The organism is Bradyrhizobium erythrophlei, from assembly GCF_042430365.1.
Lineage (GTDB): Bacteria > Pseudomonadota > Alphaproteobacteria > Rhizobiales > Xanthobacteraceae > Bradyrhizobium > Bradyrhizobium erythrophlei.
The window spans coordinates 13,036-24,887 of record NZ_JBHMET010000006.1; the positions used below are offsets into that span (position 1 = coordinate 13,036).

9 protein-coding genes and 2 pseudogenes are annotated in these 11,852 nt (G+C 58.9%); 4 read left to right on the plus strand and 7 right to left on the minus strand.

Going from position 1 to position 11,852, the window contains the following annotated elements; genetic code table 11:
* Positions 1-172: 172 nt before the first annotated feature.
* From ACFFWD_RS00365 to ACFFWD_RS00380, 4 genes and pseudogenes are all read right to left on the minus strand, one after another.
* Entirely contained in the window at positions 173-2,239 is a 2,067-nt protein-coding gene (locus tag ACFFWD_RS00365) for a glycoside hydrolase family protein (protein ID WP_376960313.1), read from the minus strand.
* 1,921 nt (positions 2,240-4,160) lie between these two features.
* The gene (gene ltrA / locus ACFFWD_RS00370; protein WP_376960315.1) at positions 4,161-5,462 is read right to left on the minus strand and encodes a group II intron reverse transcriptase/maturase; all 1,302 of its coding nucleotides are present in this window, start codon (positions 5,460-5,462) and stop codon (positions 4,161-4,163) included.
* Positions 5,463-6,009: 547 nt separating this feature from the next.
* Positions 6,010-7,164, minus strand: a complete 1,155-nt coding sequence (locus ACFFWD_RS00375; protein ID WP_376960317.1) for a reverse transcriptase domain-containing protein — start codon at positions 7,162-7,164, stop codon at positions 6,010-6,012.
* A 32-nt stretch (positions 7,165-7,196) separates the two neighbouring features.
* A pseudogene (locus ACFFWD_RS00380) lies at positions 7,197-7,349 on the minus strand (recombinase family protein); the annotation flags it as partial.
* Positions 7,350-8,155: 806 nt separating this feature from the next.
* Here ACFFWD_RS00380 and ACFFWD_RS00385 point away from each other — a divergent pair.
* Entirely contained in the window at positions 8,156-8,896 is a 741-nt protein-coding gene (locus ACFFWD_RS00385; protein ID WP_376960319.1) for a class I SAM-dependent methyltransferase, read from the plus strand.
* 480 nt (positions 8,897-9,376) lie between these two features.
* Here ACFFWD_RS00385 and ACFFWD_RS00390 read toward each other — a convergent pair whose 3' ends face one another.
* Positions 9,377-9,565 (minus strand): hypothetical protein, encoded by a 189-nt coding sequence (locus tag ACFFWD_RS00390; RefSeq protein ID WP_376960321.1) that lies wholly within the window; start codon positions 9,563-9,565, stop codon positions 9,377-9,379.
* Between ACFFWD_RS00390 and ACFFWD_RS00395 the strand changes: the two genes are divergently transcribed.
* Both ACFFWD_RS00395 and ACFFWD_RS00400 read left to right on the plus strand, forming a co-directional pair.
* Complete coding sequence (locus ACFFWD_RS00395; protein ID WP_376960323.1) at positions 9,564-9,746, plus strand: hypothetical protein; 183 nt, start codon at positions 9,564-9,566, stop codon at positions 9,744-9,746. The genes ACFFWD_RS00390 and ACFFWD_RS00395 overlap by 2 nt on opposite strands.
* Positions 9,739-10,356 carry a recombinase family protein gene (locus ACFFWD_RS00400; RefSeq protein WP_376960325.1) on the plus strand — a complete coding sequence of 206 codons (618 nt, stop codon included), beginning with the start codon at positions 9,739-9,741 and terminating at the stop codon, positions 10,354-10,356. The genes ACFFWD_RS00395 and ACFFWD_RS00400 overlap by 8 nt, the downstream gene beginning before the upstream one ends.
* Positions 10,357-10,468: 112 nt before the next feature.
* Here ACFFWD_RS00400 and ACFFWD_RS00405 read toward each other — a convergent pair.
* Positions 10,469-10,693: pseudogene (locus ACFFWD_RS00405) on the minus strand (site-specific integrase); the annotation flags it as partial.
* Positions 10,690-10,893, minus strand: a complete 204-nt coding sequence (locus ACFFWD_RS00410; protein ID WP_376960327.1) for a hypothetical protein — start codon at positions 10,891-10,893, stop codon at positions 10,690-10,692. The pseudogene ACFFWD_RS00405 and the gene ACFFWD_RS00410, both read right to left, overlap by 4 nt.
* Positions 10,894-11,575: 682 nt before the next feature.
* On the opposite strand from ACFFWD_RS00410, the gene ACFFWD_RS00415 reads away from it, so the two are divergent.
* Positions 11,576-11,794 (plus strand): hypothetical protein, encoded by a 219-nt coding sequence (locus ACFFWD_RS00415; RefSeq protein ID WP_376960329.1) that lies wholly within the window; start codon positions 11,576-11,578, stop codon positions 11,792-11,794.
* Positions 11,795-11,852 lie beyond the last annotated feature (58 nt).

Here is an 11,852-nt window from a genome sequence, read left to right on the forward strand (position 1 = left end):
CCATTTTTCGCGCGCCAACGTTTTCAGCGTAGAAATATTGCGCGGCGCTCTGCACCCATTCCGGATGATCGGCCGCGCCTATGCTTATGTTGGGCGCCGGCGGCTGAGCGGTCGCACTGACATGACGGAACTCCAAAAACCGCGTTTGGCCTAGGCTTGCGTCGTGAATTGGTCAGACGGTTGGAAACTCAGCGATGCGGAGCCTCGAGCAGCCATAGGGAATGAGCTCAACCACCGTCTCCACGCGGGCGGACGTCAATCCGATACCCATGTGGTGTTCTGCGGTGCAGACCGGGCTCACAGGCACGGGTGCGGCATTGGCTCCGTTCATGCCCCATTGCGGGACAAGTTCGGCCTTCACTTTAAGGATCATCGGAACGTCGTCTTGCCAAGGCAAATACTCGGTTGAGCCAGCCGTCCGGACCGGCTCTCCCTTCTGGGCAAAAGGCATTGAGCTGATCTTGTTGAAGATCACTTCGCATTGTGGGTGGTTCCGATCGATAGAGAGTGCGTAATTCCAATCGGTGACGGGCGCGATCCGCCAGTTGACACATCCAGGAGGCGTCTCCTCGTGCCCTACCCGGCACCCTCTCTCCTGCAGCACGTTAAGCGAGGGGAGCTTCTCAAAGGCCTGTCCAATTCGAAGGACAAAATAGAGCGGCCCCCAGGCAACGGCCACGGCATTATTCTGACGAGTCTCTGTGCGAACCTTGAAATTGAAGTTCAGGGTCACCACGTCACCGTCTTTCCACTCGCGCTCTACCTTGAACACCGCTCCACTTTGAGGATACCTCGGAGCGGCTTCTCCGGCGACGGAAACCTCCGCCCGGTTCGCCCAAGACGGAATCCTGAAGTAAAGCGGGAAATTGAGCGGTTCCTTACAGTGAACCGTGACACGCACACGGTCTGAGAAGGGATAATCCGTCTCTTCCGTGATCTCGACGAGCTTCCCCTCGGCGACGTTGGCGCTGAAACGGCAGGGACCATACCCCATCGCGATTAGGCCGTTGTCCGGGGTGGCCATCCACATCGACTCCACGTAGCGCGGCCAAGGCGAATGCATGTTGGACAAGCAGCACGGAAAATTCGGCGTAAAGCCGTAGATATTGGAGCTGTCGATGTTCCAGTGCCACGGCCGCCTCGCAACAGAAACCAAAACCTGATTGGCCTGCTGGTCGTACTGGTGGGCCCACATGTCCGCTGTGCAGGTGCCAGGGAAGGCATTGAAAATTAGCTGCTCGATGCGGTCAGCGAACTGCACATCGCCGATAACCGCAAAGTTATTCTCGAGGGAAAAGAGCAATTCCTCGATGGCACACAATTCTGTGCCCGCCACGGGATCTCTGCTTGCAAACCACTCGTCAGCCGCCCACCGGCCCCCCACCTGCCCATAGGCTTCGTCGAGATAGGTCATGCCTTGAACAACGACATCCCTTTCGCTCCGATCGCTGGAGATGAGTGAGTGGAGCACCGGGTATTGAACAGCAATGGCCGCACGAACGCCGTGCCGGCTAAATTCCGACGGAGCCTGATCGGGAAATTTTTGCGACGTAACGTCGGGAAAGCGAACGAAGTATTTGGGATCCTGGGGGAAGTTCGCGAAGTAATTGGTCCAGTCATCGACGCAGGCTTTCGTGCAGCGATCAAGCAGGGCGAGGACGTCTTTCTCGCCAGTTTGATTGTAGTACCAGATCCCAAAGCTCAGCAGCATCCCGACCATCAATGGCTCGACCGCCAAAATGGATTCGCGCATGGAATCGGTAAAGTCGAGAATGCGGCGAACCACTTGGATAGCTCGCCGGTCGCCGGTGAGTTCGTAGTATTCGGGCATCAACCTGCCGATGTAAAACCAAGCGGTGACGTTCGGCGTCACGTCGGCTAGTTTCTCGGCGGCAAGCACAAACTCTATGTAGGGCTTGCCGATAGTCATGAGCTGGTCGTCATGAAGGACGCCTGCCAGGGCTATCAATCCTTCGAGCCAGCGCGCACCGTAGCGTGGGGTGTATGTGTCCTCGCGGCCCTCCGCGTCGCCCTTCCACACTGATTTGTTGATGGCGCTCCACACCTCAGGGATGTGGCTCGTGAGGCTGTTCGCTTGGACGTTCAATTGAGACAGAAGCCATCCCGACGGACGGATCGCTCCCAACGGCAATTTGACATATCGGTTTTGGGCCAGTGGGGCGCGATTATTCTGGTAATTCGCGGCGGCGTGATCGGGCAGCATCATGTCCTTCAGCATTTGTTACGTGTGGAAATTATTGTGCGGGCCCAGCTTTGATGTCTACCATGCTGTCTGCACTTCAAACGTCGGATTTTCCGTTGAATACGCGGCATCTCTCTGCCCTGCTCGCCGTTGAGGAATGCGACAGCCTAGCCGCCACGGCTGCACCTCGACGCAGTTTGCGCATTCCGCTGAGGTGAAGGCGTCAAGGAGCCTTCCAACCGCGTCCGACAGGGCCCTGAGGGCGCCTCGCCGCGGGCGATGAAAGATGAACTGAAGGGGTGAATCAGAACGGCGAAGCAAACTTGCTAACTGATTCGGCCGCTGTTTTGACGAGGCACAAGCGCCTGAAATAAGCTTGTAGCAGCCACATGCCTTCCGCTCGACGACGCACTTGCGGCCATCGATCTGCAAAATGCCGCGCCTCTTGCTGATCAACTTTTGTTCTTCGAATTGGATTAGAGTTTCCGTTACCCCGGCGCGACGCAATCCCAACACGAACGAAAGGTACTCACGGGCAACCGGAAGTACATGAACCTCAAAAGCGTCACGCGCTAAGCACAGCCGATCGCGCCTAACCCCGTGCAATCCCATCTGAGCGCAACGCAAGGCCAGCACTTGAACGTACTGAAAAAGCCGTTCCCGGACTTCAGGACGCCCGTTCACGACTCGACGCAAGTGGTCGACACGGATCCCTGAGCGGGCGCTCCAAGACCGAGCACGACGGATTGATGCGTCGAAAGACGCCCTCCGACTAAGAGCGAAGCGTCGAATCGCACCGCGATGTCCTACAAGCACGCTTCGCGTCGCGACCACCCTTCGCGAGACGGGACCCAGCTCGTTGGAATAGACGTGATCAAGATGCCTCGGCTTTTGCAGCACCACGCGCTCCCTTAGGTCCATAGGTTCAAGGAACTCCCCTATTGTCGCGAGGCCCTGGAGAGAAATTCCCGCCAGAATCGTATTCTTGACAAAGCGTTGTAGGCTGCACCGCTCCTGCCGGTGAAGCTCCTGCTGTGTGCCGGACACCCGCGTGAGAATCGCATCTCCTGAGCTGTCAAGCGCCTCCAAGACGGCGGGCGCGTTGTCGGTCATAGTTCGGTCCACCCCTAGCATCTGGATTTCTCCGGACTGACCACGCCCGACTCTAACGACGTTTCAACCCTGATTAGTGCAATCAGCCTGGTTTCGACGCTCAAATTCGGCTTTTCGAGCGCTCTTTTCGCCGGATTCCAACTGGCCGGGCGGGCGGCCGCGTGTGCCAGCCCTCGCTTGGACCGCACCAATTTACCATTGCGCAGAAAAGGGATGGGGATTTGCTGTTCCCAATCGCTTGACACGTATGGTTATGGTGATTGCGGGCGAGGTGACGTGCAGTCATTGGGCCTGCCTTCGAACCTGAAGTTGCCTTGGGTTCCTCAGAAAAAGACGGCGAGCTTGTCGAAATACCGCGTTCTTTAGTCCCGCCTAAGATGTGAACTTTCGGAGGTTTGTCCATTTGGCTCCCGCCGTGAACGCTGATGTCGCCAAAGATCCAGATCAGCATTTGCCGCCGCGCGGACCACCCGCTCCGCGGTCAGGTAATTTGTCCATGATCGATCTCGAGAAGCTCACTCAGACGCGCCGCGTACACTCAAGAAGGGCATGACCCGGCTCGATATCGTCACAATCGGGTAATCTTCAATCCGCGTTTCCTGATTTCTCGTTGGCACGCACTTGCATTGGGCACGATCTCCTCTGTCTTTGCGAGTGAGAGCCGAAACTCGGGTGAGTAGGCCGGTGGGATTTCGCCGCCGGCCGCTCGAAGGTAGGGTCGAGGACTGGCGCGCCGACAGGCCTCTCGACCGTGCCACGTTTCCAGTCCCCTCCACGTCGCACGCAGCATGCGGATTTCCCGCACTGCGCGCTCCCATTTGCTTCACGCCAACGCTCATGGGACCTATCCTGCTGGGGCGACTTTCGGCCCGTCGCGTCGCACTCTGTAGGCGTTGAACAGCCCGAGAGTGTCGTACAGCCACCGCCTATTCCATCGTTCCCAGCCGAAGCCCTTTCGTTTCTGAGCATGCGCCAGATGGCGCCTGACCTTCTTCTCCACCCAGTCTTTGATGAAGCTAAAGCACTCGCTGGAATGCCCCACCGCGAAGTAGTTCACCCACCCCCGGAGCATCGGATTGATCAAGTTTATCACTCGTTCAATCGGTTGCGACCGGTGTCGGCGGAACACCTCTTTGAGCGCCCGCACCAGTGCCGTCCGCTTTTTGAGCTTGGGCGTGTAATGCGGCCGCATCGCTCCGCTTAGTCCGCGGAGGTAGCGGAACTCAAAGCCCAGGAACCCAAAGCACTCACCGCGCTCAAGGTCCACTGTGCGGCTCTTTTCATCATTGATTTCCACCTGCAGCTTGGCGAACTCCTCCCGGAGTCGTTTGGTCACGGCTCCAATCAGCCAGTCATGACGCTTGTAGGCGTCGATCAAGACCACCAGGTCGTCAGCGAATCGCGCGTATTCGACGTAGGTGTACTTGCCGTTGCGGGTGACTTGCCGCGCTCGCTCCAGCATCCTGTCCACCTCATTGAGGTAGAGATTACTGAGTAAAGGCGAGATCACACCACCCTGCGGAACGCCCTTCTTGCCTGAGGCTTTCAGCATCATCTTTAGGAGATGCATTATATCCGCGTCATCAACCCGCCGCGCCACTTTCTCCAACAGCCGGTCATGCCGGACATTGTCAAAGTAGGCCCGCAGGTCAATGTCGAGAATCCGCGTCTTCCGTTGGACTATCGCTTCAGCCACACGCTTGATGGCGCCATGTGCTGTCCGTTTGGGCCGATATCCATACGACCCCGGTTGGAAGTCAGCCTCGAACACAGGCTCGAGGATGAGCTTGAGCGCCCCTTGCACCACTCTGTCGCGGATCGCCGGAATCGAGAGGACGCGGACTTTGCCCCCGTCCTTCGGTATCTCCTGCCTCCGCGCGGGAAGTGGCCGGTAGGTACGCCCGATCAGTTCGTCCCGTAACTGCTCAAGCAGAGCTTCCACGCCTTGCGTCTCAATGGCCTCGAAGGTGACGCCGTCTATTCCCGGTGCTCCATCGTTCTCTTTGGCCATCTCATACGCAGCGCGCAGGGTCTCCATCTTGCAGACGTGGACGTATAGTCCCCAGAACCGCCAGGACGGTTCAGCCTTTGCCTTGACGTATATTCTCCGCCTCAGGTCCTGCAAATCAATGGACGCCTTTGTCATCTCGTCCTTGCCTTCCCCTATGTTGGAGACATTGCAAATGGCAGGGTCCCTTGGCTCCACGGATATTACTCCGCTTCATTGCTACTCCGGACCCGGCCGCCACCCTCTCGTCTTCGGCCGACTTCCCGGTTTCGCCGGTTATACGGCCTACCTTGCTCCGACGATTTCGCGTCGGGACGAGGAGGGCTTCTCCAGTTGCTCAGCATGTCCTTGTCACCGTGCTGTCGCTTCCACCCCGCCGAGGTGAACATCCGTATCGGTCAGTCTTCGGTTGCTCATGCGGCCTTCGCCCTCCGGTTGAAAGCTCGGCCCTCGGGGATACTCACTTTCGAGGCCACAACGCGTTCACTTTTATTACGGCCCGATGACTCGTAGCCTCCCCTGGGGAGACTTTGTCGATAGGCTTCAGAGTTTCAGTTTCCATCACCTCTGCTATCCAAACTACGGGGCTCTGACTTCTACCCCGGCAGGTTTGTCTCCTGCTGAACATGCCAGCCTTCGCTGGACACACAACCGAGCGTGAGACTCTCGCCTCACTCGGCTCCGATCAGGCAAACGTACCGATCATACTGAGCCGCCAGTGCACGAAAAGATTCGCGTTTTCCTGAGCCAACTTTTGAAGAAAGCGGCTCGCGCGGATCTTGTGAGCCCTAAAGTGTTTGAACTTCCGCATCGTCCAAGCCAGAAGCATCTGATTGATGTATCTGAGCATGGGGTACAGAGCCGATGACGAGTATCGTCCGTAGTATTCTATCCCCCTAGGAGAGGAATGATCTGTCGTGCGATCTCGTTCATTGTCAATTCTGTGCGATGTCGTAGGTTCAATTCCCGAATCGCCGCCCGCATGGCTTTCAGCGCCGAGGCGCTGACCGCCGGGTTGACGCCCAGAACAGTGTGTTGTCTCGGGAGCGTCGAACCAACCGGGGCCGAAAGCCGTATCCGAGGAAGTTGAATTGAATGTTCGGATACGTGCCTTTGCGCTTCCCGTCCTTGCAGTAGACGATCTTGGTTTTCGTCGGATGCATTTCCGGGCGGCACTCTGCCAGGCGCGCTCTTGAAGCTCTGCCTTGAGAGCCTGAGCTTCTTGCTCGTTCCGGCAGTGCACCAGTCCATCGTCTGCACACCGACACCACGGGAGGTCTGGGTACGTCCATGTCATCCAGAGATCGAACGCGTAATGCAGGAACAGGTTTGCCAGAATCGGGCTGACAACGCCCCCCTGAGGGGTTCCACGCGTTCTCTCAGCCTTCATCCCGTCAGCATGTTTCATTGGCGCCGTCAGCCATCGTTCGATGTAGAGTAACTCCGGTCGCCGCCAGGCCGTGTCGCCGTTGGACTGCTTTACCTGCAAATTGAGGTTGTACTCGTGGAGCCAGCAGAGCGCCCGTCGGGCACTGCCCAGTTCCTCGACCTTGTCGAACACCAGCTTGATCGCTTCCAAGACACGCCGATCCGGATCTTTCTCATAACGGTCGCCGGCCTTCACGAAGCCGACGGGCGCTGCCACAACCAACTCGCCCGGGCGCGCCTTCTCGTAGCGGGCCGAGAGCGAGCGCTGGCGCAACAGATCCAGCTCGTACTCGTTAAGGCTGCCCTTGAGCCCGAGCAGCAGGCGGTCCTTGCCGTGCCTTGGCGCATAGATGGTCTCCTGATCGACCAGAACAGTGTCGACCAGCGGCACATCTCGATGAGTTGCTGCCAATCCCGGCTGTTGCGAGCGAAGCGCGAGAGCTCGCGGGCGCAAACCGCACCAACCTCACCGAGGCAAACCTCTGCTACCATCCGCGCAAAGCCAGCGCGTTGTACCCCGCCGGCAGCTGAACGACCGAGATCATCATCGATCACTTCGATCTCGGACCATCCGAGCGTCGTCAGCCGGTCCCACATGGCGTATTGGAATGGCGTATTGGAACGCGCTGCTCTCCCGATTGTACAACACCTGATGTGCTGAGGATTGACGCACGTAAAGAAGCGCTTTGCGCTCCAGATGATGAGGTCTGACTTTGTCAGAGATCATGATCGGCCTCCTTCGCGGCGGTATCACTGTCGTCGCAGCATGGTCGAGGATTAACTGCGTCATCAGACTCGTGAGGCCGCCCGCGCTTCCGCCGGCAGCTCCGGCCATGCGGGCGCGCCGATGGCGCCGTGCGAAGACCGCTCCCGAACAGATCCATCTGCTGCGGTCGCGGTCGTCGATTGTGTCGGTATCCGTTCCTTGGCGTTGTCGTCTCGCGCGACATGAGTCTCTGCCCGATTCTGGTCGTGAGAGGCTCTGGATGCGCCAGAAAGCAGGGCAGCTGATGGCGATCGATGCCCCAAGGCCTGATCGAGACGCGCAGAGAGCGCCGCAAGTGCGTCGATGCTGACAAACGGCTGAATTGTCAAAGGCTGGGCGTCAGAGGCGCAAAACTCTAGTTCTGGGTGGTCCAAACCTCGGTCTCGCTGCATAAGGTGATGGACTCTACCAATTCTTGGAGGAGTTTGCGGGGCTCCGATCAGTTAGAAGCTCTTCTTGAAACTGATATCCATTGGAATGGGCCTCCTCCACAAGGCTAGCAGGAAGGGGCCTATGCCAAGAGACAACCAATAGGCATGGCGAACCTCTCGCCATTGTCGAGCACGCCGTCTGCGCGATCAGCCGGACCTGGAAACTCTGTGGAATCGAGCCAAGCGCCAGGAAGACCTGAAAGATCATGGACAAAGAGATTGCAAAGTCGGACCACGTGACGCAGGGGCAAGTTGCGGAAGATTTCGACCGCTTCGCCGACTCGTTCGAGGAAATAATCAATCAAGCCGTCGCCTTCACAGGGCGAGATCGCGCATTTTACATTCAGGTGAAACGCGAACATATCCTGCGTCTGGCTCAGCGACATTTCGCCGATCTCGAAAGCCTGAATGTGCTGGATCTAGGCTGCGGAACCGGTGCGTGTCATCCCGGGCTTAAAGGCAGGTTTGGTGAACTCCACGGCGTGGATGTGTCTTCCGAAAGCATCAAATTGGCGGCGGCGCGGTACCCTTTCGTGCGCTACTCGACGTACGACGGCAGCCGACTGCCCTACGGAGATGGACAGTTTTCGATCGTCTTCACGATCTGCGTGATGCACCATGTCCCTCCGCCGCAATGGGAGAGCTTCGTGGCCGAGGCGTATCGCGTCACCGCGCCCGGTGGGTTAATGCTCGTCTTTGAGAACAATCCCTACAATCCGCTGACGCAATACTTTGTCCAAACATGCGAAATCGACAAGGATGCTGTCTTGTTGCGGCCCGCGAAGTTGCGTCGCATGTTCACTGCGGCCGGCTTCACTAGTGTCTTCACGCGGACCATCCTTTCAGTCCCCCCCGCTGGGGGATTCCTGACCAGAATGGATTCGGTATTGGGTGTTCTGCCTTTCGGGGCACAGTACTATCTCAGCGCTACAAAGAAAGCATTCTGACAGATTTATCGGCAACGACAACGCAGGCTATCAAGAAATGCTCGACATCTTCGGGGAACTCGAAGCCTACGACGCTGTCGTCCGCATATCTGACGACAATGACATCCCCTCTTGCCTCTTGGCGCTACCATTGTTGGATCCAAAGATCAACATGACACAAGTAGACATCCGCAAGCAGCGGCGAGCACTGCTCCCTGGGGCGTGCCCAGATACGATAGACTTCTGATCCCGTTCTCGATGACGCCGACGTTCTGCCATTTGCGGATCAGGCGCAACATGCGTCGATCGGCGATCCGGTGCTCGAGGAAGGGCAACATCCATCTGTGATCGATCTTATCGAAGGAAGCGGCCACAGACTACCCATCACCCTGATATTCCAGATTCGCTAACCGTCACCCGCGAGCGCCACGCCTTCGAAGGCCAGTCGCTCGCCGTGATCAGCAGCATCCGGCGGCGCGGCGTCCTCCTCGTTCTCGTGGTCTAGCCAGACGGAAGCCGCTCGCTGATTCCGGCCAACTGGACCGATTGGAACGCCGAGCGGGCAAGGCGAACGATGCTGGTGGTGCCCACGATCTCGGCCGGCTCGGCGATTTGCTCCACCTGCGCAAGATCATTGACGCTCTCTACCACCGACCCGTCGAGCCGGTGCAGTGCAAGGAGCGCAACCATGCAACCGAACCTGGCCTTTCTCGACCGCCCCGATCTTCCGACCCCCTTTCCAGCAGCCCCGTCGGCGACGGCGTGGGAGCAGCTCGACGAAGCCTCGCGCATCGCGGCGCTCGAGATCCTCGCACGTCTCATCGCCCGCATGATCTCGGCCAGGTCGACGAGGGAGGCAAGCGATGAATGAACGCGCCAAGATCACGGCCAGCCATCTGTCCCGCCAGGCCATCGATTACCTGCGCCGGTCGAGCGCCGCCCAGGTCGAGCACAATCGCGTGTCGACCGATCGACAGTATGCGCTTGCCGCCAAAGCCCGTGAACTTGGCTGGCCCAATGATCGCATCATCGTCATCGATGAGGACCTCAGGCTCTCCGGTTCCGGCTTTGTTGCGAGATCGGGCTTCGCGCGCCTCACTGCCGAAGTCGCACTCGCCCCCGTCGGCCTCGTGCTCGGACTCGAGGTCTCGCGCCTGGCGCGCAACAATGCCGATTGGCACCGCCTCATCGACCTCGGCGGCCTCACCGACACGCTGATCGGCGATGCAGATGGCATCTATCATCCGGCCCTCTTCAATGATCGCCTCCTGCTCGGGCTGAGCGAGGGCGAGCTGCATGTGCTGAGGGCTCGCCTGAACGGCGGCCTTCGCAACAAGGCAGATGTCCGCCACCTCGAACGCCGGACGTGCGCCGGGCACCTACTCGGGCCGAGATCTCAATGGTGCGTCGGGATCGTCGAGCGGGCTTCTGGCCCGTGCGATCAGATTGGTTGCGACTTGCGTGTAGCGCTCCGTCGATGACAGTCTCGCATGCCAAGAAGGACTTGGATGAGCCGGATATCAGTACCGCGCTCGTAAAGTGAGTAGCCAAGCTGTGCCGCAGAACATGTGCCGTCATCCGCTTATCGAGGCCGGCATGTGCTGAGCTTTTGCGGCAAGCCTCTTGCAGCGTGGCGACGTTCACCGGATCGTCCGGAATGCGCCCCGGAAACAGCCAATGGCGCGGTTTGGCCAGACACCAGTAGGATCGCAGGATGCTGAGCAGCCGCGGTGACAGCATCACGTAACGATCCTTGCCGCCCTTGCCGGCGGTGATCAGGATCAGCAAGCGCCTGCTGTCGATCGCGCTGGGCTTCAGGCGGCTGGCCTCGCCGACCCGTAGCGCGCAGCGTAGGCCGTCACCAGCGCAACGCGGTCGCGCAGGGCCGGTACAGCCTCCAGGAAACGGGCGACTTCCTGCGCACTCAGCACCAGCGGTTGCTTGATCGGCTCGCGGGCCGGAATAATGTTCTCAATCGCCTCCTTGCGCCCGAGCGTCACCGCATAGAAAAAGCGCAACGCGCACGTCACTTGGTTGATGTTGGTCCACGACCGCTTCAACCTTGCTGCGTCGACCGCGTCAAGTTGCGCAGCGTCGCATCCTCGATCATGCGGCGGCGCAGCGGGCTCGAACTCATCGTGGCCATGAGGCACTCCTGTCTCCAGAGGAATGGACTTGCAGTCCCATCCTCTCGAACAGATGCCCGTCAAATAAACGGCCTCGCCACGCCCTCCCGCGGAGCGGTCCGTAGCTCGGAGGTGAAAGTCCTCCACCGAGCTGATGGAGGTGAAGGGTAGTGATGCGCAAGGGCTGTCGCCGCGAAGCGGAGTCTGAAGGAAGCGCGAAACAAAGGCGTGAGCCGATGAACAAAAACCGGATACGAGGCGCAAGCGTCGGACGAGCGGGCAATGAGCCGCGAAGTCCATATCCATCAACGACGCAAAGCGTAGATCCGGCGGTTGTGCGCCGAAGGCGACTGAGCTTACCCCGGGAGATCTGCTGCGTGTCGCCTCTGGCGACTGAGGTGGCCGAAGACCATCTGACCGCGAGGCAGAAGTCAGCAGAGGGCATATCAGGTCAAGCAGTCGGCGAGGCTATTGAGGCACTCCAAGGCTGAAAGGCGGAGCAACGGATAGGCTGAGCCGGAAACGATGACCGAAGGCCCGAACGAGTAAGAGTGCCAAATAGGATTGGCAACTCATGAGTGGAGAGCGGCAGAAGACCCAGTACGAGCTGGCCTTGGCAACCGAGGACAAGGGCGAAACCCGTATCAGCGGATGCGAAGGGACCGAACCACTCGTGGCGCAGCCAAACCTCGAAAGCCCGGCTTTTGCGGAACCATTGATGGAGGAGGTGTGCGCCCGAGGAAATCTCGAAATAGCGTGGAAACGCAAGGAAACAAGGGTGGCCCCGGCGTGATGGGATGACCATCGAAGACGCCAAAGGCTACCTGCTAAGCACTGGCCAAACATTCGAT